This is a genomic window from Kosakonia sp. WA-90 (assembly GCF_039871955.1).
In the GTDB taxonomy this organism is placed as follows: Bacteria; Pseudomonadota; Gammaproteobacteria; order Enterobacterales; family Enterobacteriaceae; genus Kosakonia; species Kosakonia oryzendophytica.
The window spans coordinates 400,199-423,378 of sequence record NZ_JBDPLJ010000001.1 but is presented as its reverse complement, the minus strand read 5'-3'; the positions used below and the strand labels follow the sequence as shown (position 1 = coordinate 423,378).

General features: G+C 52.7%; 19 protein-coding genes. 10 read left to right on the top strand and 9 right to left on the bottom strand.

The window, feature by feature from the left end; all coding sequences use genetic code 11:
• Positions 1-219 precede the first annotated feature (219 nt).
• Positions 220-1,482: a translesion error-prone DNA polymerase V subunit UmuC gene (umuC, locus tag ABGA49_RS01850; protein WP_061495476.1), complete on the top strand. Its 1,263-nt coding sequence runs from the start codon at positions 220-222 to the stop codon at positions 1,480-1,482.
• Positions 1,483-1,846: 364 nt separating this feature from the next.
• On the opposite strand, the gene ABGA49_RS01845 is transcribed toward umuC, so the two are convergent.
• The gene (locus ABGA49_RS01845) at positions 1,847-2,074 is read right to left on the bottom strand and encodes a hypothetical protein (RefSeq protein WP_071890010.1); all 228 of its coding nucleotides are present in this window, start codon (positions 2,072-2,074) and stop codon (positions 1,847-1,849) included.
• Between the two features lie 203 nt (positions 2,075-2,277).
• Here ABGA49_RS01845 and ABGA49_RS01840 point away from each other — a divergent pair, with 203 nt between their 5' ends.
• The gene (locus ABGA49_RS01840) at positions 2,278-2,445 is read left to right on the top strand and encodes a YnfU family zinc-binding protein (RefSeq protein ID WP_333780511.1); all 168 of its coding nucleotides are present in this window, start codon (positions 2,278-2,280) and stop codon (positions 2,443-2,445) included.
• A gap of 336 nt (positions 2,446-2,781) precedes the next feature.
• Here the strand turns inward: ABGA49_RS01840 and ABGA49_RS01835 are convergent, their stop codons facing one another.
• Positions 2,782-3,000 carry a cold-shock protein gene (locus tag ABGA49_RS01835; protein WP_061495478.1) on the bottom strand — a complete coding sequence of 73 codons (219 nt, stop codon included), beginning with the start codon at positions 2,998-3,000 and terminating at the stop codon, positions 2,782-2,784.
• Positions 3,001-3,278: 278 nt separating this feature from the next.
• Here ABGA49_RS01835 and cspF point away from each other — a divergent pair, with 278 nt between their 5' ends.
• On the top strand, positions 3,279-3,491 hold the full coding sequence (cspF, locus tag ABGA49_RS01830; protein WP_071890012.1) for a cold shock-like protein CspF: 213 nt from the start codon (positions 3,279-3,281) through the stop codon (positions 3,489-3,491).
• Between the two features lie 114 nt (positions 3,492-3,605).
• Positions 3,606-3,794: a YnfU family zinc-binding protein gene (locus ABGA49_RS01825; protein WP_071890014.1), complete on the top strand. Its 189-nt coding sequence runs from the start codon at positions 3,606-3,608 to the stop codon at positions 3,792-3,794.
• Between the two features lie 175 nt (positions 3,795-3,969).
• Here ABGA49_RS01825 and ABGA49_RS01820 read toward each other — a convergent pair whose 3' ends face one another.
• Entirely contained in the window at positions 3,970-7,077 is a 3,108-nt protein-coding gene (locus ABGA49_RS01820; RefSeq protein ID WP_061495481.1) for a multidrug efflux RND transporter permease subunit, read from the bottom strand.
• Positions 7,078-7,994: 917 nt separating this feature from the next.
• Here ABGA49_RS01820 and ABGA49_RS01815 point away from each other — a divergent pair.
• Both ABGA49_RS01815 and ABGA49_RS01810 read left to right on the top strand, forming a co-directional pair.
• Positions 7,995-8,699, top strand: a complete 705-nt coding sequence (locus tag ABGA49_RS01815) for a response regulator (protein WP_061495487.1) — start codon at positions 7,995-7,997, stop codon at positions 8,697-8,699.
• Positions 8,696-9,769, top strand: a complete 1,074-nt coding sequence (locus ABGA49_RS01810) for an ATP-binding protein (RefSeq protein ID WP_347665053.1) — start codon at positions 8,696-8,698, stop codon at positions 9,767-9,769. Before ABGA49_RS01815 ends, ABGA49_RS01810 begins: the two co-directional genes overlap by 4 nt.
• 22 nt (positions 9,770-9,791) lie before the next feature.
• Here ABGA49_RS01810 and ABGA49_RS01805 read toward each other — a convergent pair whose 3' ends face one another.
• The 3 genes from ABGA49_RS01805 to ABGA49_RS01795 all read right to left on the bottom strand — a co-directional run bounded on the left by ABGA49_RS01805 (position 9,792) and on the right by ABGA49_RS01795 (position 11,921).
• Positions 9,792-10,703 carry an ATP-grasp fold amidoligase family protein gene (locus tag ABGA49_RS01805; RefSeq protein ID WP_347665052.1) on the bottom strand — a complete coding sequence of 304 codons (912 nt, stop codon included), beginning with the start codon at positions 10,701-10,703 and terminating at the stop codon, positions 9,792-9,794.
• Between the two features lie 214 nt (positions 10,704-10,917).
• On the bottom strand, positions 10,918-11,097 hold the full coding sequence (locus ABGA49_RS01800; RefSeq protein ID WP_134318247.1) for a hypothetical protein: 180 nt from the start codon (positions 11,095-11,097) through the stop codon (positions 10,918-10,920).
• Positions 11,098-11,132: 35 nt separating this feature from the next.
• Positions 11,133-11,921 carry a MipA/OmpV family protein gene (locus tag ABGA49_RS01795; RefSeq protein ID WP_088237462.1) on the bottom strand — a complete coding sequence of 263 codons (789 nt, stop codon included), beginning with the start codon at positions 11,919-11,921 and terminating at the stop codon, positions 11,133-11,135.
• A gap of 126 nt (positions 11,922-12,047) precedes the next feature.
• On the opposite strand from ABGA49_RS01795, the gene ABGA49_RS01790 reads away from it, so the two are divergent.
• The 4 genes from ABGA49_RS01790 (at position 12,048) to ABGA49_RS01775 (ending at position 18,225) form a co-directional block, all read left to right on the top strand.
• Positions 12,048-12,740 carry a response regulator gene (locus ABGA49_RS01790; RefSeq protein WP_347665051.1) on the top strand — a complete coding sequence of 231 codons (693 nt, stop codon included), beginning with the start codon at positions 12,048-12,050 and terminating at the stop codon, positions 12,738-12,740.
• Positions 12,737-13,933, top strand: a complete 1,197-nt coding sequence (locus tag ABGA49_RS01785) for an ATP-binding protein (RefSeq protein WP_088237463.1) — start codon at positions 12,737-12,739, stop codon at positions 13,931-13,933. The genes ABGA49_RS01790 and ABGA49_RS01785 overlap by 4 nt, the downstream gene beginning before the upstream one ends.
• Positions 13,934-14,011: 78 nt before the next feature.
• Positions 14,012-15,172, top strand: coding sequence for an efflux RND transporter periplasmic adaptor subunit (locus tag ABGA49_RS01780; RefSeq protein ID WP_347665050.1), 1,161 nt, complete (start codon positions 14,012-14,014; stop codon positions 15,170-15,172).
• Positions 15,172-18,225, top strand: coding sequence for an efflux RND transporter permease subunit (locus ABGA49_RS01775; protein WP_347665130.1), 3,054 nt, complete (start codon positions 15,172-15,174; stop codon positions 18,223-18,225). The genes ABGA49_RS01780 and ABGA49_RS01775 overlap by 1 nt, the downstream gene beginning before the upstream one ends.
• A 58-nt stretch (positions 18,226-18,283) precedes the next feature.
• On the opposite strand, the gene ABGA49_RS01770 is transcribed toward ABGA49_RS01775, so the two are convergent.
• From ABGA49_RS01770 to ABGA49_RS01760, 3 genes are read right to left on the bottom strand one after another with little or no spacing between them, the layout of a single operon-like run.
• Entirely contained in the window at positions 18,284-19,711 is a 1,428-nt protein-coding gene (locus tag ABGA49_RS01770) for a hypothetical protein (RefSeq protein ID WP_347665049.1), read from the bottom strand.
• Positions 19,692-21,506: a hypothetical protein gene (locus ABGA49_RS01765; protein WP_347665048.1), complete on the bottom strand. Its 1,815-nt coding sequence runs from the start codon at positions 21,504-21,506 to the stop codon at positions 19,692-19,694. The genes ABGA49_RS01770 and ABGA49_RS01765 overlap by 20 nt, the downstream gene beginning before the upstream one ends.
• Positions 21,506-23,176, bottom strand: a complete 1,671-nt coding sequence (locus ABGA49_RS01760; RefSeq protein WP_347665047.1) for a hypothetical protein — start codon at positions 23,174-23,176, stop codon at positions 21,506-21,508. Before ABGA49_RS01760 ends, ABGA49_RS01765 begins: the two co-directional genes overlap by 1 nt.
• Positions 23,177-23,180: the final 4 nt, after the last annotated feature.

The window sequence follows — 23,180 nt, the reverse complement described above, 5'->3', positions numbered from 1 at the left end:
GACTGGCTTTTTGTTATCACAGCCATTAATTAAATGCGTTAGCACCCGCGTCTGACTCTGGCCTCTCCAGGTGGCGTTGCCGTTAAGCGATGTTGGCAGCCGCTAAATTTTCTCACATTTCAATATGATCGCTCCGCTATCTTTTGATGTGCTTGATTTGTTCATACCACAGGATAATACTGTTTATATATACAGTATTATTGTGAGTTAAACAGAGATATGTTCGCGCTTGTTGATGTAAACAACTTCTATGCCTCCTGCGAAACGGTTTTTCGGCCCGATCTTCGGGGAAAGCCCGTTGTTGTTGTGTCAAACAATGATGGATGCATCATTTCGCGCTCGGTAGAGGCAAAGGCGCTGGGCATCAACATGACGGCACCTTACTTTAAAATTAAAGACGAATTACATCGCAACCAGGTGACTGTTTTTAGTTCGAATTACGCACTGTATGGTGACCTCAGCAACCGCGTGATGATGACATTAGAAGAAATGGTGCCCGCGGTTGAACTTTATTCCATTGATGAAGCGTTTGTTGATGTGTCCGGTATCGCGAACTGTATGCCGCTTGAGACGTTTGGCCGCCAAATCCGTGAACGGGTATTAAAAAATACAGGGCTGACGGTGGGTGTCGGTATTGCACCCACAAAAACGCTCGCCAAACTGGCCAACTTTGCGGCCAAAAATTGGCAACAGACAGGTGGTGTTGTCGATCTCTCATCCCGGAATCGGCAGCGTAAATTACTCGCGCTGGTGCCGGTGCATGAAGTCTGGGGAGTAGGGCGGCGTATCAGCAAAAAACTGGGATTGATGGGCATCGAAAATGCGCTGCAACTTGCCGACAGCTCGACATGGGTTATGCGTAAACACTTCAACGTGGTGCTGGAGCGCACCGTCCGTGAACTTCGTGGTGAATCCTGCCTGGCATTTGATGAATTCGCCCCCTCCAAACAGCAGATCATCTGTAGTCGTTCCTTTGGCCAGCGCATTACCGCGTACCGTGATATGCATCAGGCGGTGTGTGCTTATGCTGAACGCGCGGCCGAAAAGCTGAGAGCAGAAAGGCAGTTCTGCTGTGCAGTCAGTGTGTTTATGCGCACCAGTCCGCATGCTCAAAATGAAACGTTCTACGCCCCACAATCCAGCGGGCGGCTGACGGTTCCCTCTAACGATACCCGCGACATTGTTCGTGTTGCCACCCATGCGCTGCAGGCGATCTGGAAAGAGGGTTTTCGCTATATGAAAGCGGGAGTGATGTTGAGCGACTTTTTCAGTCAGGGCGTCGCGCAGCTCAATTTATTTGATGAATACCCACCCCGGCCCGATAGCCATGCGCTGATGCAGGTCATTGACCGTCTTAATCATTCTGGCCGGGGTACAGTATGGTTTGCCGGGCAGGGGATCCAGCAAAGCTGGGCGATGAAACGTGAAATGTTATCGCCCAGGTATACAACACACTATCCCGATTTACCGATCGTTCGGTAGGGATGCCTGTATCGAACCGCAGAAAGGGGCAATTCTTTATTTCATTCGCGGGGAACACAGATTGAGAACACAATGCTGAATAATACGATCATTTCGGTACGTTGTACCCGGGCGAGTCTCCCTTCAGGGTCACCATAAAGGCAAAATAGGCATGAAGGGGATTGGAGAAAATCGGCAATTGGTCAGCACACAAAGAATGATGTTCTCTTCTCAGGGTGAGTTCTTATAAAAATTTGAGTCTGTAATAAAAAAGCCTGCTGTTAGCAGGCAATAAAGGTTTTTTACGCATTTTTTTGTTTGTATCGGATGAATCAGGTAAGCAAGAGTGCGCAATGCAATGTGAGACAGAGAACTTAATGAAAGGCTATAAATATTTCCTGGCAGCATCAAGTATCTCCTGTGAAGTCAATTCCCTGTCAGAAGCCACGTAAACAACACTATGATCACCGGTCAATGAAGGAAAGCCTGCAGACATAATCCGAAGATGTGTTTCTTCACCGTTTGGGTATTCCTGCCTGATAGAGGATATACCTTCCAGAACGGTCACGACCTTACAGGGTTCGACATTAAAAAAAACAAGGACTCTTATCATATGCCACCATGATTCTGTTAGTCTTTCCCATAATGTCACCGCTTCGGTACAGGGAATAATTTTTTGCAGTAAATTTTACGGGACGATGTGACAGGTAAAAAAGTCTTGCAATTTCCCTTTTTTACATTTTTGTAATTTTAAGGAAATTAAAACAAGCACCACTTGATTAAAAGGTGTATGGTGACTGTCCATTAAATCAGGAAATGCCTATGTCCGGACGTAAAAACACACAAGCCCGTCGTAATCACTTAGTCAAATGCCCATGCCCAAACTGTGCAAAAGAGTCTGAACATAGTTTCAGTCGAGTCCTGAAAGGGTCCCAACTTGTCTGTCCCTACTGCAGTACACTGTTCAAATCGACGCAACGATAAAAGCGCTGCATTTTCCAGGTGACAGGGGTTATGCATGTCAAAACCCTGTTCACGTAATGATGCAAACTGGGAAATGCCAGTAAAGTAAAATCAAGGACGTGATGCTTTCGGAGGCTGCCAGGCCTCTTACGCACTTTATTATTTAACAAGCAGTTAGCTTCTGCTTTTAGACTTTTCATGCAGCAGACCTGCACTTCATCACATCGGTCAGCACACTCATATATGCGCAAAAATACGCTGACCTGATATTAAGAATAATCTCTATGTCGTTGCATTAATTTATGGACCTGTCTACTCAGGAATAATCCTTCATCGTTGTCGCAGATCCACAAAAATTTATTTATCGCAAAGTATTACATTTGCAGCTGCAGGGCCTTTATCACCACTGTGTACTGCGAATTCAACTTTCTGTCCTTCAAATAACGTCTTGAAGTTATCGCCGTTAAGTGCAGAAAAATGAACAAAGATATCTTTACTTCCATCGAGAGGAGAGATGAAGCCAAAACCTTTGTCTTCGTTAAACCACTTTACCAGGCCTTTAATTCTTGAGGACATACTGACTCCAGTTACCTATTAGTATTGATAGTAAACGTATAGTATTAAGCGTATGGACTCAAAAGAAGGGGATATCAGCGATAGCGCCTGGTAATGAGGACTGCACGGAAAATGTTTTACGTTCGTTTGTACATCGAACCGATGAGTTCATTAAGGCACGGGAAGTCATAATAAGCAAATTATATTTTAGCCATCCAGAGGTCCTGAAAAAAGTTAAAAGTGGCATTAAATTTATTTCAACGTATAGTGATTACGTGTTTTCAATAAAAGGAAATGACTTGTCCCGTAAAATGACAGGAATTGTCAAAAGTTTTGACAGTCTCAGTGGCAAAGGCCTCATCACCCCTTCAGATGGTCGAAAAGACGTTCTGCTTCATATTTCAGCCGTTAACGCCAGCGAATCAGAATTACTCATGCCGGGGGTCCGCATCGAATTTTGTCGGATCAACGGTCTCCGTGGTCCTGTGGCTGCGAACATCTATCTCTCCTGAAACGGTATCCTCTCTCCCTGTGGTATTTTTATAAAGAACGGGAGGATAAATTGAATGATTAAATTTCAATCAACCGTGTTACGGTGAAGCTCATTCATTGAAAGGTTAATCATCATGTCTCTCATCGATTACGCAATGAAATTCATTAGTGGTTCATCAAGATCCTCTATCATCTGTCCGGTTTGCGGCTTACGCTCATCTCAATCTCTCTCCAGAGTTCGCCGTAAACAGACAATGCTGTGTCCGGGGTGTAAGGCGCTGTTTGTCTCCCCCCTCATTTCTGAAACGGCTCAGCGACCATGAAACGGGTATCACGCAAAACGGCTACGAGCTCAATGCTGCAAAAAAACGCGCATTATGCCCGCCGGAGAAGGGTGGCTGCTGGGATACTGCCACCCTGACTCGCTATTTCACTGCCTGTCAGGGAGTGTCTCCGCTGACAGAAGGTAAAGCCTGGGTCTTACGTGAGTCCGTGCCTTCACATGCGTTTTCTCCGGCGGTTTATGGCGGCAACGCCACGCATGACCACCACATAAAATACCGGCACAAAGACAATCGCCAGCAGTGTGCCGCTGATCATCCCGCCAAAGACGCCGGTGCCAATTGCGTGCTGGGTCTGCGAGCTTGCTCCGGTGGCCAGCATCAGCGGCGCTACGCCAAGGGTAAACGCCAGCGATGTCATCACTATGGGGCGTAAACGTAAGCGCGCAGCCATAATGGTCGCTTGATGAATACCCATCCCGCTGGCGTGAAGTTGCCGGGCGAACTCAACAATCAGGATGGCATTTTTAGTGGAAAGGCCGATCAGGGTGATAAGTCCCACGCGGAAAAAGACATCATTGGGCATTCCGGCGATATAAACCGCCGTCACGGCCCCCGCCAGGCCCAGTGGCACCACCAGCATCACCGATAAAGGGATGGCCCAGCTTTCATACAGCGCGGCGAGCACCATAAACACGGTGAGCACGGACAGCGCCATCAGCGTCGGCATCTGTAAGGCGGAGGCGCGTTCCTGCAAGGAGGTGCCGGTCCATTCCATCATAAAGCCCGCAGGCAGCGTAGCCGCCAGTTTCTCCATCTCGGCCATCGCCGCGCCGCTGGAGTAACCTGCGGCTGCACTGCCGCTTATTCTGACCGCAGGATAACCCTGATAGCGGTTGAGCTGTTGCGGTGATAGACCCCAGTGGGCTTTCACAAACGACGCCAGCGGCGTCATCTCACCGCTCTTGTTGCGAACGTACAGTTTCATCAGGTCCTGTATCTGCATACGGTAGGGCGCATCGGCCTGAACGATCACCTGCTGAACGCGCCCGTTGTCCGTGTAGTCATTCACATAATTTGAACCGCTCGCCGAAGAGAGGGTTTGGTTTATCTCCTCAAAGGAAACGCCCATCGCCTCAGCTTTTTCGCGATCCACATCCAGTGTGGCGCTGATGCCTTCCGGCAATCCGTCCAGATACACATCTTCAACAACGTGGCTGTTGGCGGCACGGCTAAGCAACTGTTCGAGTGCGGCTTGCAGCGCCGGGTAGCCGTGCCCGGCACGATCCTCAAGGTAAAATGTGAAACCGGATGAGGTGCCCAGATCGGAAATCGCGGGCGGCATGATACTCATCACCGTGGCTGCCGGATCGGCACTCATTGCCGCTTGCACCGCGTTTGCCTCTCCCTGCGCCGTTGCGCCATGTCGATTATCCCACCCGTTGAGCATGGTAAACGCCAGTGCCGTATTGGGCCCCGAACCGGAAAAACTGAAGCCGAATATGGACAGGTTGCTCTGAATACTTTCCCGTCCGGCGACAAGCGACTCATAACGACGCATGACCTCCTGTGTACGTGCCTGGGTCGCATCGGAAGGAAGCTGCACGGAGGTGATAAAATACCCCTGATCCTCATCGGGAATAAACGAGGAAGGCAGTTCACGCAGCGCCAGAAAAAGGACGCCGCACAATACCGCATACAACGCCATCACGCGCCCTGAACGCGTTATCGTGCGGTCGAGAGCGGACGCATAGCGAAGGGAGAGCCGGTTGAAGTGGCGGTTAAACCATCCGGTAAACCCTTTTTCCCGCTCGCTCTGATGACTGACCGGCTTAAGCAGCGACGCGCACAATGCTGGCGTCAGGGTCAGGGCAAGAAAGGCCGAAAGCAGAATAGACACCGCCATCGACAGGGTAAACTGGCGGTAGATAACCCCCACCGAGCCACTGGCAAAACCCATCGGGATAAACACAGCGGTGAGCACCAGTGTGATGCCAATAACGGCCGGGGTGATTTCACGCATCGCCTGCTGTGTCGCTTCCCGTGGCGCAAGCCCTTTTTCTGCCATCAGCCGCTCGACGTTTTCGACCACCACGATGGCATCATCCACAATAATGCCGATAGCCAGCACCATGCCGAACATAGTGAGAACGTTGATGGAGAAGCCGCTGAGCAGCATCACCGTAAACGTTCCCAGCAACGCAACCGGTGCCACAATGGCGGGAATAAAGGTATAGCGCAGATTCTGCAGAAACAGCAGCATCACCAGAAACACCAACACCATGGCCTCAAAAAAGGTATGAACCACTTTTTCAATCGACAGTTTTACAAAAGGCGCGGTGTCAAAAGGCACGGAGAACTGCATCCCTTCAGGGAGCACGGCAGATAAGGTTTCAAGACGATCCCGGATACCGGCCGCCGTGTTAACGGCATTGGCACCTGTCGCCAGTTGGATGGCGGCGGCCGTTGCCGGATGACCATTTTCCCGGATGGCGAAGGCATAGCTTTGTAAGCCGCGTTCAATACGCGCAACGTCGCCGAGTCGGACGCGTGACCCGTCGGTATTGGCCCGCAGCGTGATGTTCTGGAAAGCCTCAACGGAGGTGAGCTGACCGCGAACTCTCAATGGGTAAGTCACCTGCTGACCGGGCAGGGCGGGTTCGCTGCCCACGCTTCCTGGCGCTATCTGAACGTTTTGCTGATTTAACGCCAATGTGATGTCGTTGAAGGAGAGGCGATAATTGAAAAGTTTGACCGGATCGACCCAGATACGCATCGCCTTTTCAGCGCCGAAAAGTTGCACTTTTCCGACACCGGGAACCCGACGCAACTCCTCCAGTACGTTACGGGCGAAATAATCACTGAGATCAGCCTCCTGATACGCCCCGGAAGGCGATTTCAGGCCCACCATCATCAGGAACCCCGGGTTAGCAGCCTCAGTGCTGATGCCATTTTGGCGCACGGCTTGCGGCAGACGTGGCTCAACGGCTTTTATCTGGTTCTGTACATCCATTTGCGCCAGTTTAATGTCAGTGCCGGGTTTAAACGTCACCGTGATGGATGCCATCCCGGACACATCGGTGGTTGACTCAAAATAGAGCAGATGATCCACCCCCGAAATTTCACGTTCGAGCAGGGATATCACCGAATCATTCATGGTTTGCGGCGTAGCACCCGGATAGCTGACAGAAATAATGATGCTGGGCGGGGCTACCGAGGGATATTGCGCCACGGGTAATTGAGGAATAGCCAGAATACCGCCGAGAGTAATGAAAAGCGCAATTACCCAGGCGAAAATCGGGCGTTTAATAAAGAAGTCAGACATTAATAGATATCCAATCCAACACGTAAATAACGTCTCATCATCCAGGTTGATTCAACACGCAGGTCAGCGTACATATAACCTGAAAACAAAATATAATGGCGTTACGCCTAAAAAAACGACGATAAAACATTCATAATAAAATATAAAATCGCAGGTCGTCGGGTATGAACATATCAGTATGTTGAAAAGAATAATCAGGTAAATAAAAAACAGACTTAATACCACTATAATGGTACATAACTCGCGAAAGATACCCTCTTTTCTTTGTAGTAAAATTAATGCGCAGGTCAGCAAAATGCCCACGTAGGCTAAAGGTGACGCCAGCATTGTCCATTTAACCCTCTCGCCAATGGAGTGCATCAAAATCAGCCAGCCATAAAGCATTGACCAGGTACCTGCCAGGAAAAAAAACAGCGACATGATCTTTTCAGAAAAAAGGAGTGATGCTGTTAAAATTTTCGCCACTGTCATTACATCCAAATAGCATTGCGATGAAAGCGTATTATCGTACGGCTGTATGTAACGATAATTGATTGAGTATGGAGGAAGTGTGGAGTGCCATTCTGAACCTGCATTTTTCTCAAAGAGAGCAAAAGCTGTTGTCTTTATGAACCGACAATGCTGAATCACCTGTTTGATGGTCAGTTCATTTTTTTTAGCATCGCGAAGAAACTTTTTAGTTTAAAAAAAGTCTCATGCAAATTATAACGATTTTAACCCGGTTAATCCTGTCAGATTACGTTCGAAAGTGAGTTGAAAATGAACAGCGATTTATCGATGCAGCGCTGGTGAAGATTATCTGCAATCACTACGTTTACGCATCTGAAGCCCTTAAAAATGATGAGAAAAAAGAATTTTTATTTTTGGCGAACACACTTTAAAACCCATAACGCGGATTGGTACGAGACGGAGGTTATATGAACCATGAGAAAATTATTCTGGTCGCAGAAGATGATGATGAAATCGCTGATATTTTAGTGAGTTATATTCATCGGGCAGGAATGAAAACGGTTCGTGTCGCCGACGGGGAACAGGCGCTGGAACAGTTTCGATTACGCAAACCCGATCTGGTGTTGTTGGACATTCAACTCCCGCTGGTCGATGGCTGGCGTGTCCTGTCGACGTTACGCAGGGCAAGCAACATCCCGGTGATTATGGTCACCGCGCTCGATCAGGATGTGGATAAATTGATGGGGTTAAGGCTGGGAGCCGATGATTATGTGGTGAAACCATTTAATCCCTCTGAAGTGGTCGCCCGGATAGAAGCCGTGCTGCGGCGCGTCAACGTCAGCGCGGAGAACAGTTACCAAAAGCCGATCCGCACCCCTCACTTAACGATTTACCCGGAAGATTTTTATGTGGAAATTACCACCGAAGGGGGAGTGGTCACGCCGGATCTGACGACAACAGAATTCAAGCTACTGACCTGTATGGCCAGAAACCCGAGAAAAGTCTTCTCGCGTGACGAATTGTTAAGCTCCTGCCTGCCGGAAGGCGATGCGCTTGACCGTACCGTTGACAGCCACATCAGTAAGCTACGCAAAAAGCTGGAAAACTGCGGATTAAAAGGGACGCCAGAAAGCATCCGCGGTATCGGTTATCGACTGGGTGAAAACAAATGAATAAAGATCAGGCTCTCAGCCGACAGATCCTGCTGTTTATGATCTCCCTGACGCTTATCGTGATAGCGATAACGATCATGGGATCCTATTTTTTCTACGCCTTTATTATTGATTATATTCCGGGCGGCACGCTCGTCGGAGATGAAGACAGCGTGACATACATTGACTGGATCTGGCTTTTCGTCGCGTCAGCCAGCAGTTTAATTGTCTCTTTTTTTTTCACCATCAGGCTATCAGCGAAAATACTCAATCCATTAAGTTCCGTTGCAACCAGCCTGCGGCGCATTGCTCAGGGCGATCTGGGGGCGAGGGCATTTTGCGCCTACTCACATTTGGGCGAGCTTAACAATTTAGTCAATGACTTCAATGAAATGGCGGAAAAGTTACAAGCGCTTGATAGCCAGCGAAAATCCTGGAATGCTGCAATTGCGCACGAGTTCCGTACTCCGGTCACCGTGTTAAGAGGACGGCTGCAAGGGCTGGTTGATGGCGTCTTTGAACCCAGTCCAACCTTATTCAATAACTTATTAAAACAAACGGAAGGGCTGACAAACCTGATCGACGATCTGCGGATTGTCGGTTCATCCGGCACCACCGATTTTTCGCTGAAATTAACCGATGTTGAACTGCAAGATACCATTCAGAATGCCATCGATGCGTTTTCGCTTGAGTTCACTCGCAATGAATTTCAAATCATCACGCAACTTCAGACGCATCACGTCGTTTGCGACCCGTTACGCATCATTCAGTGTCTTACCGTGCTTTTCGATAACGCCATAAAATATGCCACCCCCAAAATCATCGTTATCAGAAATGGCGTTACTGAAGGATCGTCTTATATTCAGATAGAAGATTATGGCCCGGGTATTCCTGAGGATTTCCATCGGTTTTTGTTTCAGCCTTTTCAGCGAGGCTCGCGTGCGCGAAATGTGAACCCAAAAGGGTGCGGGCTAGGGTTGTCGGTGGTAAAAGCCATCATGAATGCACATGGCGGCGATGTAAGCTATACCTTGCTCAATAACCATCACTCCGTGTTTACACTCTCGTGGCCAGCCAGCAAAACGGGTTAAGGACTCCACGCCAACAGGCTCATCAGAGCCTGTTGTCTGTTCCCGCTAATTGCCACATGTCACCCAGTTTTATATCCCACTCGGCAGGCGTGATTTGGAGTTTTCCCCGGCGTGGACTTAAGGTGATTTCGCTAAAAACGACAGCATCGTGTCGTAACATCAGATCCACGCGGCAATAATCAATGTCACGCGCCACATCCTGAGCCGCATCCAGCGCTTCGTAGAGTAATGGTGGCGTGGAAACCGCGTAAGGCGTGTTGGGATACTCCATCTGAAATGGCTGCAGTTGCCATGCCCGATCGTAAACGTTGATATATTCTTTTCCTGAACTGTCTGTTATATCGGCCTCAATGAGACTGGCAATACCATGAAAGCAATGTATGCGTAACATTTCTGGCGTGGTGTCTTTTATGCGATCAGTAAAAAGATCAATATATGTTTCGCATAATATTACCGGTGTGATGTTTTTATACTGCCATTCGCGTGTGCTGTAATACATATTTTTCTTCATGGCTAATTTCAGTTTGGCCAACGCACGAGGTTTATCAAACGTGGCTTTATCCGTGCATATCACCACGCTGCCACTGTCATGATTGCATTTCAGCACGAATTTCTCGGGTAACTGGCTAAAATCGATCTCCTCTACACGGGTATAAATACCCAGCAGCGGTGCGAGGGTTAATTTATCCGTCTTGTTTTGGATATACTCTCTGACGGCCAGTTTGTCCGCCAGTCGTGTATAAAGTGGATTGCGATCAAAAAGTAACCGATGACAAATTTTCTCACTTAACGCCCTCGGATGCATTAAGTCAGGCTTCCTGTTTATTACGCGTTGCAATCTGCTGATATGGAATGTTTCATCGTTCACAATCCACGCTCTCACTCTTTTTCCAAGGTACTCTGCATAGTTGCATACATATTTTAATCTGTTCATTGTTCCTCCTGAGAACGCTGAACAGTATGCAGAGGGTTTATTATCCTGTTTTGTAGGGAGTATGGAGCCAATATGTATTGGTTATCATGAAGCCATTTTTTGCGGGGAAAGTATGGCACCGCTTTCCCTGTGAATATACCACTCCACTTTTTTCGTTTATTTTTACCGAATGAGTGGCAGGGTGCGAACGATCCCCATCATTACCTGCATACAATCACGATGCGTAGATGACAGGGCGACGGCCGACCCGCACCTGTTGCGTCGGTGAAATACCGGTGTAGCGCTGGCGGTGATAAAAAAACCGACACTGGCTGGCTACGGCAATAACACAACGTAAAAATACCAGGCGCTCAGATAAGTCACCGCGCTTAATCCCCAGAGAATCCCTACCCACTGATAATCCTCTTTGTTCACGGACTGGTGCTCCTGTCAGAAGGTGTAAGTGAAGGCGGCGACAGTGGAACCTTCGTTGCGCCGCAGCACGATTGGGCTGTCTGCGGCTGCGCTATCCAGCCAGTGATACCCGGCACTGAACGTGGTGCCCCAATGCGCATCAAACTGGTGACTCCAGATAAGGCGAGTCTCAATGCCGTACATTCCGCCTTTCGCCGAATAACGGCTATACCCCGAAGCGAGGCTTTGCTGCCGGTTCACGCCATAAAATATGTTCATGTAGCGACTGTCGCCAAACAGCATGGCGGACTGAATAGCGACAGTATCGTAGGCGCTCTGCACAGGTAAAAGTGTTACCGAAGTCTGGTATTGCACACCCTGGCTGTCGGTCAGCGGCAATGTGGCTTTGCCTTCTACCGTCAGCCAGGGCGTTACCGACCAGCCAACAGCCAGCGCGGTATTGAGGACAGCGTCAATCGTACCCATCCCTTTTAAGTTATCTGCACCGTCCCGCCAGGCAGAGCGGCTGTCCGCCCGCCCGAGGTTGTAACCCAGCGTGTGTTCGAGATAGAGGCCATCTGCTGTTTGCAGGTCGTAGCCCACCCCTTTTTCCGTATCCAGAAAAAAGGCCCCCTTGCGCGCCTGGATCACGGGAACAATCTGCAATGCGTATTTGTCTGAACCGCTGTATTGTGGCGCATATTGCCCACCCAGTCCCAGCGTAAACGTATCCTGTGGCACAGTGGCATCACTGGCGTATGCGCCCGACATAAAGGCGGGGAGGAGTGAGCCGATCATGTACAGCGCATTTTTTCTCATTATCATCATGGCATCCCGGTGGTGAGGAGATAATACGGCTGACCAAAGGTCACCGTAGGATGGTGCAGAAGTATGGTCGCGACGTATCAATGAACGGTCGGGAAATTGTTAAGAAACGGTCAAGGTGGGCAGATGTTATCCAGAAGAGTGCTTGTGATTGAAGACGATGCGGATGCCGCCAGCGTGCTGGAAGCTTATCTGCGTCGTGAAAACTACGAGGTGTCCATTGTGGGCGATGGCTTATCCGGGCTTGAGATGGCGCAGCGCTGGAAGCCGGATCTGATCCTGCTGGATGTGATGTTGCCTGGCCTGAATGGCACCGAAGTGCTGGCGGCGCTGCGGCGTAAAAGCGATGTGCCCGTCATTATGGTGACCGCCATGGGGGATACGCCGGATCGCATCGGTGCGCTGCGCTACGGCGCGGATGATTATGTTGTTAAACCTTACCACCCTGGCGAAGTGGTGGCGCGGGTACAGGCGGTGCTGCGCCGCAGTCGAAAGACGGAAACGCGGGACGACGTGCTGCGCTGGCATACCCTGGAAGTGGACAGGGTCGCCATTACCGCCACGGTGACGCAGGGGGATAACATTCGGGTACTGGATCTGACGCCGACCGAATTCTCCTTGTTGTCGACGCTGATGGGCAACCCGACCCGGCCGTTTTCCCGCCAACATTTACTGGAACACTGTCTGCCGGAGAGCGAAGCGCTGGAGCGGGTGGTGGATACGCACGTTTACAACCTGCGCAAAAAACTGGAGAACGCAGGCATTACCGGCGTGTTAGCCAACGTTCGCGGCATTGGTTACAGGTTTCGCCAGCTATGAATAATTCCACATATCAATCTCTCTGGCGCTGGATCTGCGGGCGCATTCTGGCGCTGGCGATTGGCACTGTGATCCTTATCGCCCTGTGTATGTGGTTACGCTTTGCCATTGGCAACTACTGGATCCTGCATAAGATGCCCGCGGCATTGCGCGAAGAATTCCTTGTACTGATGGAGGATCCGCAGATAAACCCGGCGCGTTTCCACGATATTGTGGACAGCTGGTGGGGACTCAGCTACTCCACACCGTCCATCGCTTCTGCCGACTGGTTGATGGTTGGGGTGCTGGTGTTGGTGATGATCCCCTTTATTGTCTTTATGGGGCTAAAATATGCCCGCCCATTGTCCATTCAGTTTAGCCGTCTGCGGGATGCCGCCGAAGAGGTGACGCAGGGGGAGTTTGGTCGCCAGGCCGAGCTGGTCAAGGATGCGCCTGCGGAAATGATCCGTTTTGCCAGCGATTTCAACGTGATGACACGGCAACTGGCGCGTTATGACCGGGAATTGCGCGCGTCGCACGTGGCGATGGCCCATGAAATTCGCTCGCCGTTGACCGCCGCCATCGGCCGCTTACAGGGGATGCTTGATGGTGTTTTTGAACCCACGCCCCAGCAACTGGGGATGGTGATGAAGCAACTGCAACATCTCAGTCGTCTGACTGACGAACTGCATTTACTGTCGCTGGCAGACGCGGGACAACTGACACTCAACCGACAGGTTTTCTCTCTGGATGAGCTGTTGCGTGAGCAGGCAGCCTGGTTGAAACCGCAGGCCGACGACGCCGGGATCGGCGTTTCCATTGAGGGCGCACAACCCTGTCCTTATTACGGTGATGCGTTTCGCCTGGGGCAGGTTTTTACCATCCTGATGGAAAATGCGCTGCGCTACGGGCAACGGGGTGGGCGTCTCTCCATTCACCTACACCGCCAGCAGCAGGATTACCGGATTGATTTTTGCGATAACGGACCCGGCGTGGAGGCCGATTTTCTACCGGTGATGTTTGATCGCTTTACGCGGGCGGAAACCTCCCGCGCACGGCATTCGGGCGGCAGCGGGCTGGGGTTATCCATTGCCCGTGCGATATGCCTGGCGCATGGCGGGAGCATCAGCGCATCGTTACCCGCATCTGGCGGGTTGCAAATCAGCGTCATCCTCCCGGCGGCGTCGGCGCAGGAAGGAAAATCGTCGTCTTGATAAACTCTTGACGAAACATGCAGTGAATCTCGATTTAACTGGCATGAAATGGTGCTCTTTATGTGCCGGAGCGCCATCATGCCAGAACAATTTACTGATTACTTTCGTCAGTGCCTGCACCACCTTTTCACTGCTGCACGCACCGTTTCACTCCTCTCCCTTCTTCCGCTCATTGCGTTGAGCATTGCTGTTCCGCTGCTGACAAGCTGTGGCGAAAAGTCAGCGGATAAACCCGCGCCGCCCCGGCCGGTGCGCTACGTGGTGGTTGCGCCGTCTGCGTTTGGACAAGCCGCCATGCGCACCGGAGAGATCCGCGCACATGATGAAACCACACTGGCTTTTCGTCTGGATGGCCGCATGGTCAGCCGCCTTGTTGATATTGGCGATCGCGTGCGGGCAGGCCAGGTCCTTGCGCGACTGGAAAGCACAACCGGGCAAAATCAGCTAACCAGCGCGAAAGCCGACCTGGAGGCGGCGAAAGCCTCAGAGCAAGTGGCGGCCCTTAATCTGAGCCGGATGCAGAAGCTGATGCCCTCCGGCGCGATAGCGCGTACTCAGCTTGACAGTGCCCGCGCGGACTGGCTGACCGCCGCCTCGCGCCTGAAAAGTAGCCAGGCCGCTTTGCGGAACGCAGAGGACAACCTGGCATGGACGCAATTAACGTCGCCTGCTGACGGGGTGATCACCGGCGTCAGTGCAGCGGCAGGTCAGGTAGTCAGCGCAGGTCAGACGGTTTTCACGCTGGCGACCAGCGATCGGCGTGATGTGGTGATTGATATTACCGATCCACAACGCTTGTCAACAGACACCGCGACGCATTTTCCGGTTGCACTGCTGGCCGATCCGGCGGTGCAGACTACGGGGATTGTCCGTGATATCAGCCCGCAGGCGGACCCGCAGACCCGGACATGGCGGGTCAGGTTAACGCTGCTAACCCCACCTGCAGCGATGGCGCTGGGTGCCAGCGTCACGGTAGCCATGCCCGCTGACCCCGGTTCCGATCATAACGGCGATACTTATGCTGTTCCGGCAACGGCGATCGCTCGTCTGGACAACCGTCCTGCCGTCTTTCTTATTGATAACCACCAGCAGGTGCAGTTGCGCCCGGTGACGCTGGCGGGCTATACCGCGTCGTTAGCCATTATCGCCTCCGGAGTGGCACCAGGGGATAAGGTCGTGACCGCGGGCGTCAGCAAACTGCGCACCGGCGAAAAAGTGATCCCCGGAGAGCAACTATGATGACGCTTCGTTCAAACAACGCCACGTTTAATCTCTCCGCGTGGGCGCTTGCGCACCAGCAGCTGGTGAGCTTTTTTATGCTGGTGATTGTTGCCGCCGGTATCCTCTGTTACGAAAACCTGCCGCGTAATGAAGATCCGGCATTTACCATCAAAACCGCCGTGGTGTCTGCGCAATGGCCTGGCGCGACCGTTGACGACACCACCCGGCTGGTGACAGATGTGCTGGAAAAAAAGCTGCAAGAGACGCCATGGCTCGACTATCTCGAAAGTGAAACTCGTGCCGGTAGTGCGGTTATCTATGTGAACCTGCGAGACGATACGCCACCGCAAAACGTCGCCGATATCTGGTATCAAGTCCGTAAAAAAATGCAGGATGTGGCCTCGTCACTGCCGCAGGGCGCGCAGGGTCCAGCCGTTAACGATGAGTTTGATGACACATTCGGTACGCTGTATGGCTTTACCGCCGAAGGTTATACGCCCCGCGAGTTGCGCGATCGGCTGGAGGAGATCCGCCGCGATCTGATGTCGCTGAAAGATATCGGCAAGATCACGTTATTGGGCGAGCAGAATGAGCAGATTGTCATCGCTTTTTCGCCACGCCAACTGGCGGGTATGGGGCTGGACATCCAGCAGGTGAGCGATGCGTTAGCCGCACAAAACGCCGTCGCACCTGCGGGAACGATACGCACCGAAAAGGATAATATGGCGTTGCGGGTTAGCGGGGCGTTGGCATCGGAAGAGAGCCTGCGTGCCGTGACCCTGCACATTCATAACCGCTATATCCCCCTGACGGATATCGCCACCGTGAGCAGACAACGTGCGGAACCGCCAGCGCCGGTCTTTCGTGTTAATGGGCAACCGGCGATGGGGCTGGCGATTTCTATGGCATCGACCGGCAATATGCTTCGTTTCGGCCAGGCGCTGAATGCCAGAATGGCGCAACTGAAAGCACAGTTGCCGCACGGTATCGAGATCGTCAAGGTGGCAGACCAGTCGGCGGTGGTCAGCGAGGCCGTTAGCGGCTTTGTTCGGGTGCTGGTGGAAGCGGTGCTGATTGTGCTGGCGGTGTCGTTTGTCTCTCTGGGAACCCGCGCGGGGCTGGTGGTGGCCGCCGCCATTCCGCTGGTACTGGCGATGACGTTTGTCGGGATGATGCTGGCGGGCATTGGCTTACAGCGCATTTCGTTGGGGGCACTGATCATTGCCCTCGGTCTGCTGGTTGATGATGCGATGATCACGGTCGAGACGATGGTTGCCCGGCTGGAAGCGGGGGATACGCGTCAACAGGCGGCAACGCGAGCGTTCAACACAACCGCCTTTCCGATGTTGACGGGCACTTTGGTGATGATTGCCGGCTTTATTCCGGTCGGTTTTGCCGCATCGAGCGCCGGCGAGTACTGCTATTCCCTGTTTGCGGTGGTACTGATTGCGCTGCTTTGCTCGTGGGTGGTCGCGGTGCTTTTTTCCCCTCTGACCGGTGCGTGGTTGCTGCCTGTTCGCTTACCGGCGCATAGTGGTGAGGCGGGAAAACTGGCCCGCCTGTACCGGCGGTTATTGCATCTGGCGCTGCGTCATCGGCTGGCGACAATCGGGGCGGCACTGCTGGCGCTGGCGCTGTCCGTGGTGGGTGTAACGCATATGCAGGGTGAGTTTTTCCCGGCTTCCGACCGTCCCGAGCTGCTGGTGAGCCTCTCTCTCCCCGCCAACGCATCACAGACAGAAACAGAAAAACAGGTCGAGCGCCTGGAAAAGTCTTTGATGGGCAATGACAACATCGATCACTTCAGTGCATACGTGGGCTCCGGCGCGGTACGTTTCTATCTCCCCATGGACGTGCTGCGGGAAAACGAAAACACTGCGCAACTGGTGGTGGTGGCCAAAGACCTGGCGGCGCGGGATCGCTTACGTGAACAACTGTCGACGCTGCTGGACAGACACTTTAGTGATATCACCACGCGTGTGTCACCGTTAGAGCTCGGTCCGCCAGTGGGCTGGCCGGTAAAATACCGGGTAAGCGGGCCGGACTATGCGCAGGTGCAGCGCTATGCCCACCGTCTGGCAGCGGTGGTGGGTGAATCGCCGCTGGCGCGGGAGGTCAATCTCACGGCGGGCGAGCCAGAAAGGGCGATCACCGTGCAGGTGAATCAAACCGCGGCACGTGCAGCGGGCGTCTCATCCGAAAGCATTGCGCAGATGTTAAACACCGTCTGGTCCGGCTCGACCGTCACCACGGTACGGGATCAGGATCGCCTGGTGGATGTGGTGCTGCGCGGCAACGATCGTGAGCGGCTGGATATGGGCACATTATCGACGTTAATGCTGTCCGGGACGAATGGCGCCAAAATTCCCCTGAGCGAAGTGGCCACGCTGGTTTGGGGGGTGGAAGATCCGGTTATCTGGCGGCGACAGCGGTTACCGTTTATTACGGTGCAAACCGACCTCGCTCCGGGAATGCGCGCCGATGCTGTGTCGGCAGGGCTGCGCCCGGCAGTGGATGCGCTGCGCGCGCAATTACCCGCCGGGTACACGATTGAAGAGGGGGGCGCGGTGGCGGAGTCGGATAAAGGCAACCGATCGGTCTATGCGGTACTGCCCGTGACACTTATCGTGATGTTGCTGCTGTTAATGATCCAGTTGCAGCGTTTTTCCCGCATGCTGCTGGCGTTGTTGATGGCCCCTTTTGGCCTGCCGGGCATTGTACTGGCGATGTTGCCAACGGGGACGCCAATGGGGTTTGTCGCCTTGTTGGGCGTGATTGCGCTGGCGGGCATGATCATCCGCAACGCAGTGATCCTGATAAGTGAAGTCGACAGCAATGTGCAGCAGGGCATGGCGAATGATGCGGCGATCATCGCGGCGGCGGAACACCGTGCGCGGCCGATTATGCTTACCGCTTGCGCAGCTATTCTGGGGATGATCCCCATTTCGCACCAGGTGTTCTGGGGGCCAATGGCCTTTGCCATTATCGGTGGGCTGATGGTGGCAACACTGGTGACGCTTACGGTGTTACCCGCGGCCTTCAGCTTACTGCTGACAGGTAAGCGGCGATAAAGGCCGAATCAGGATCGTCAGCCGATCCTGATTCGCCGCAAACATAACAGCAGCGCTATCAGGGCACGTAGATCACCTCAAACGTGGTTTGTTGGTCAGGGAGATCTTTCCTGCCGCCGTTAACGTAATAAATTTGCATATCGTAGTGATAAACCAGTTTGCTGGAGGGGTTGAGGATCTGTTCCAGCACCGACACCTTCACATCCACTTTCTGGCTGGTGTGATCTTTATCGAGTTCGATCGTTTGCCCGCCTACGCTTATCAGAATGCGGGAAATGGGTTTCGGACCGTAGGGATCAAAGGCATCTTTATCGCTTTTGAATTCCAACGTTTTGGTGATATCGACCGGTGCAGACTGCTTAATAAATGTCCGCGGGGTATTTTTGTATTTCGCGTCGAGCGCTAACTGCACCGGGATGTTTTCCGGGTCAAATCCCACCAGTTCCACCTTGAGGAAACCTTTAAGCAGCAGGCTTTGCTGTGCCGTGTCGAACAACGCATCCCAAATCTGTCCGAATTGTGATGACGGCAAGGTGAAAGCATCAACGATGCCGCTTTGCAGGTCGATCAGCGCGTTTTTCTCTTCTGTCATGCCTGCCGGCAACGAAAGCCGTAGGGTTAAGGCATGGGCGTTAGCCAGTGGAAACAGTTGTCCTTGTGGTTGTGCATAGTGATCGTGAAACACCGTTTGGGCGTTGGCAATGCGCGCCTGATTGACCTGCGGCAGGATAAAATAATCAAACGTCACGTTGATCTGATCCAGCGATGTCGCATGTTCCGGTGCGCTGAACGAGATGGATAACATTGGCTTATTATCGTTCTCAGCATCGGTTGCCAGCGCAAATCGGTCCGGAAGGTAAAAAAGATATTCCGGGTGGACATAGTCCTGGAAATAGTGATCGTTGTGCGTGTTGAACGGAATGTTCAGTAGCGTGAGTTGCCGCACGGGCGGCGGGGGTAAGAGACCCTGATAGATGTAGGGGTAGTAAGTCTGAGAGAAGTAAAACACCGTTGGTACGGTGACGGTGTTCAGGAGTCCCTCGTGGGTTTTAAGGGCCACCACCAACGTGGTTTGCGAATCATAACTGTCCAGCGCCCGCAGTAAGGCATCCCGCTCGCTCGGCAGCGACAGCAGCAGCCGCGCCTGATATCTATTGCCGCCGGAAGGCTTGGTTTCCACCTGTTGAAAGCGCATCTCGGTTTCATCACCGAATGTTGAGAAACTCAGTACCACATCAGGAAGGGTCGATACGGCCTGATTGAGATCGAAATCAAGGGTCATTATCCAGCCGGTCTCTTTTTTGGCGGTCGTGATTTGATAGCGAATTTCGCCCGATACAATTTCGGTGCTCACCGCCGCCGTCAGATCGGTGGGTAGCGCGCGCAGAGCGCGTAACTGCGGTTTCGCGACACCCGGAAACTGTTGCGCCGCATTCGCCAGGATAACCCTGTTGAGGGTGACCAGATCAGTGAGGAAGGTGTTCATAGGTATCCTTGATGGGATGTGAAAGGGCTAATTGCCGGAAAGCATTCAGTTCGGTGGAGGTCCAGAGATACTGCCCGTCATGGCGGCGATACAGCGGTATTTCCGTCTGGCTGGCGGGAAGTCGCCATTTTTCTAACGCTGCGATAAACGGCGTCAGATGCGCAATGCCGCAACGTGCGGCGTAGTGCAACGTGGCCAGCCATTCGTTGGGATGCGCGTAATAAGGGATCAGTTGATTGATGCGATCGTACTGGTTTTCACTCCATGCCAGCGCGTTGTCGAACTGGGTGAGGATACGGGCGAACGCCGGGATCACGCGGTTCTGCGCTTTGCTCACACACGCGATTAAAATCAACGCATTGGTATTGACGCAGCAATCGACCTGCGCCAGCACAGTGGGCTCTTTCATCCAGGTATAAAAGGCAAGGCACTCCGCCCACTGACATTGCGGTTCTGCCTGACGACGATCCACCCGCTGGATCTGGTAGGCACTCAGCGTCGCCAGCGTATTCACGACCTCATCCAGTGAAATACGGCCAAACTTATACAGCAACTCGGTGATGATCGCCGTGTCGTCGACGTCGGGTGGCAGGGTATCGCCCCGCATCCAGACCGGGTGCGCATCCCCAGGCCAGAAGCGATAATGCGCAGGCTGGCATGCGCAGGCGGCGATAAAATCGAGCGCTTTTTCAATGTAGGGCGCGGTTTCAGCGGTATATTCCAGTGTGCGCAGCACCTGTGCAGTAACAAAGGCGTTTTCATCCCGATGCCAGCGGCCATCCGGCGTGCGCACATACGAAGGAAAAGCCCCGCTCGCGGTCTGCCGTTGCAATAAACAACCCAGCGGCGTGGAAGGCGGCGGCGAGGGGGCAACCTTTATCGCCACCTCGGTAAAGCGATCGTTCTGCGGACTGAATGTGCAACTGATGGCGCAGCGGCCTTGCATATCGACGGAGAGACCGAGCACGTTGAACTGTAGCGGTATGCGCTTATCCAGCAACGATTGCAGCAACGGCATGGCGCACACCTGCTGTGCCAGCAGGTGGTTGAGTGCATCGGGAACACGCGCGTTACTGCCAAAAAAACGCGGCGCGATGGTGAAAACGGTGAAACTCTCCAACTGGTGTTGCTGGTAAACCACGCTGAAGCCGTAGGTGGTATACGGGAAATGCCCGTCACTTTGCGTTTGCGCCCGTGCTGCCTCCAGAAGCGGCATCAGCGCTGGCAGGGCGGTGTCACAGGCAAACAACGCGGCAACCGCAACCATATCGTCGTGGGTGATTTCCGCGCTGTGCCACTGGAAATAGAACTCAACCGGTGAGTCGGCCTGATCGGGATAGTGGCCGACCATCAGCAGTTGCAGACCTGCTTCCGCCAGTTGCGCGGTGCTGTAGGGCATGCCCTTGTGAGTCCACTGCGCCGGGCAGTCGCCGCCAGTGGGCACTTCGCTATAGATCTTGGTGCGCACGCCTTGCGGACTGTATTTGCGTCCTTGCCAGTGACCAAAGCGCAGACCGTCATCGCATGCGCAGTGGAACTGCGGCAATTGCGTATCAAATGTACCCGCCAGACCCTGAGGCCTGGCGGTTGAGGTGGTAAATTCAAGCGGGCAGCCGTTCCACGCCAGCAGGCTGGTATTAAACGCCGCAGAGAGATAGCCCGACGCCAGCCGGGGTGCCAGAAAACGGGCAACATCTGCCCGTAATGCGTCAGCGAGCCACGGGGCTTGCTGGCATAACCCCTCTACCAGCGCATCCAGCGCCGCAGGTCGTACGGAAGTGATGCCCGTCACCATCAGGTATTCTCCTCTTTAAACGGCGAGATAATAATGGCGGGTGGGTTCTCTTCGCCTTTGAACAGCCGCGTTTTACCGTTCAGCAGGTAGTAGGTAATGGTGTAATTTATCGTCCAGGGTTTTTCCGTCAGGCAGCGATATTTAAAGATCTGCATTTGTGGTTCATCTTCCGAAAAGGTGAACTTCTTCGACTTGATGGTTTGCTCATCATCCTGATAACGCAGTTCAACCACCACCTCGTTATAGTCATCCCACGGGAACTTTTTATCCGGTTTAATGCGGATTTGGTTAAAGGTCAGGACTTCGGTGGGATCGAGGTTCACCATGGTGGAGGCGCTGCGGGACGCCGGGTGGTAACTGGTGCTGCCTTCCCAGCCGGATACCGCCGCTGATTTAAACGCAAACTCGCTGTCAATCTGAAACAGTTCCTGGGTATTTTTGCTGCGGGCGATCTCCTTTTCCCACTTCCCGTTATCTGACGTAAAAGCATCCGGTGTGTAGATATTATTGTTGTATTTCACCGCCACCGTGGCGGCTTTCAGCCCGTACTGGTTAAAACCGTCCGGCCCGAGCACCTCCAGCTTAATTTTCTGGAAGAAGGGATCGTTAACATTGACCTCTCTAAAATAAGGCTTTTCTTTCTTCACGCGCAGCAGCTTACTGCCGATAAAATTCTGCGGCACGGCGGACTGGGTGATGGCTTTGGAAGAGGTGTAGGTAAAGTTGAGCGTTTTGGTCTCTTCCCGGCGCACCAGCTTGATCTCCAGAGAGGCGCAGGGTAGCAGGCCACCTTTACCTTCTTTCCCGTCTTCGGACTTGCCACTGGCGAACAGTGCGTCCAGAATCGAGTCGCTGGCGGATTTGGCCTGCGTATTTTTATCCTCGTTGGGCTTCAGCGAGGCGGTGAAGAAACTTTTCAGGATTTCACCTTTCACAAATTCCAGCGCCCACTCTTTTTCTTTGGCCGCTTCTTCGCCCGGCATACTTTCAGTGACTTTGATAATTAACTTCTGCTCCTGCTGGAGCTTTTGCATTACGCTGTCGAAGCCAAGCCAGAAGCTGGCAGGCGTCTCTATTGGAATCGGAATGTTTGCGCCAAATTTGGTGTCGAATTCCTGGTAGATATTTTCAAATTTGCCCTCAACCTCCACTTTCAGCGCGGGCGTAATGCCGGTGTAGGTCAGGTTATACGCAACCGCCGCTGGTGCCTGCATTTCGCTGAATGCCGCTTCAAGGATCACCGCCTGTTCCGGCGTCAGTTTTGCGCTAAAAATGGCACTGTTTTTGGCGAAAAGGCTTGGGCTTTGCGCACTGACCAGCTTGCCATTGGCGTTTTGCGCATCCAGCACGAAAAAGTTTACCGTACCGTTGTCGTAAGGAACCTGTTGCAGGAGCGGGTTGGGCGGGGTCACTTTCAGCTTGCTTAAATAGGCTCTGAAGGCGCTTTTCAGGTCGCTTTCCGGGATGGAGGTATCCACCTCAAAGTTGATATAACCGCCTTGCTGATCGGCACCATCCCCGGTGTATTTGATCAAGGTAAAAATGGGATTCCCCTCGCGCTCAGCGAGGTGGATATCGCCGGGCATATACCAGAACTGGTTTTCATCAGAATCATCAGCAAAGAAGGTGATGTTGTCGATGGTCGCGGTTTTTGCTCTGAGTAGTAACATAGCG

Bases quoted from the DNA above. Each gene is read 5' to 3' on its own strand.
- umuC (WP_061495476.1), top strand. From the start codon at position 220: ATGTTCGCGCTTGTTGATGTAAACAACTTCTATGCCTCCTGCGAAACG.
- ABGA49_RS01845 (WP_071890010.1), bottom strand. From the start codon at position 2,074: ATGATAAGAGTCCTTGTTTTTTTTAATGTCGAACCCTGTAAGGTCGTG.
- ABGA49_RS01840 (WP_333780511.1), top strand. From the start codon at position 2,278: ATGCCTATGTCCGGACGTAAAAACACACAAGCCCGTCGTAATCACTTA.
- ABGA49_RS01835 (WP_061495478.1), bottom strand. From the start codon at position 3,000: ATGTCCTCAAGAATTAAAGGCCTGGTAAAGTGGTTTAACGAAGACAAA.
- ABGA49_RS01825 (WP_071890014.1), top strand. From the start codon at position 3,606: ATGTCTCTCATCGATTACGCAATGAAATTCATTAGTGGTTCATCAAGA.
- ABGA49_RS01820 (WP_061495481.1), bottom strand. From the start codon at position 7,077: ATGTCTGACTTCTTTATTAAACGCCCGATTTTCGCCTGGGTAATTGCG.
- ABGA49_RS01815 (WP_061495487.1), top strand. From the start codon at position 7,995: ATGAACCATGAGAAAATTATTCTGGTCGCAGAAGATGATGATGAAATC.
- ABGA49_RS01810 (WP_347665053.1), top strand. From the start codon at position 8,696: ATGAATAAAGATCAGGCTCTCAGCCGACAGATCCTGCTGTTTATGATC.
- ABGA49_RS01805 (WP_347665052.1), bottom strand. From the start codon at position 10,703: ATGAACAGATTAAAATATGTATGCAACTATGCAGAGTACCTTGGAAAA.
- ABGA49_RS01795 (WP_088237462.1), bottom strand. From the start codon at position 11,921: ATGATAATGAGAAAAAATGCGCTGTACATGATCGGCTCACTCCTCCCC.
- ABGA49_RS01790 (WP_347665051.1), top strand. From the start codon at position 12,048: ATGTTATCCAGAAGAGTGCTTGTGATTGAAGACGATGCGGATGCCGCC.
- ABGA49_RS01785 (WP_088237463.1), top strand. From the start codon at position 12,737: ATGAATAATTCCACATATCAATCTCTCTGGCGCTGGATCTGCGGGCGC.
- ABGA49_RS01780 (WP_347665050.1), top strand. From the start codon at position 14,012: ATGCCAGAACAATTTACTGATTACTTTCGTCAGTGCCTGCACCACCTT.
- ABGA49_RS01775 (WP_347665130.1), top strand. From the start codon at position 15,172: ATGACGCTTCGTTCAAACAACGCCACGTTTAATCTCTCCGCGTGGGCG.
- ABGA49_RS01770 (WP_347665049.1), bottom strand. From the start codon at position 19,711: ATGAACACCTTCCTCACTGATCTGGTCACCCTCAACAGGGTTATCCTG.
- ABGA49_RS01765 (WP_347665048.1), bottom strand. From the start codon at position 21,506: ATGGTGACGGGCATCACTTCCGTACGACCTGCGGCGCTGGATGCGCTG.
- ABGA49_RS01760 (WP_347665047.1), bottom strand. From the start codon at position 23,176: ATGTTACTACTCAGAGCAAAAACCGCGACCATCGACAACATCACCTTC.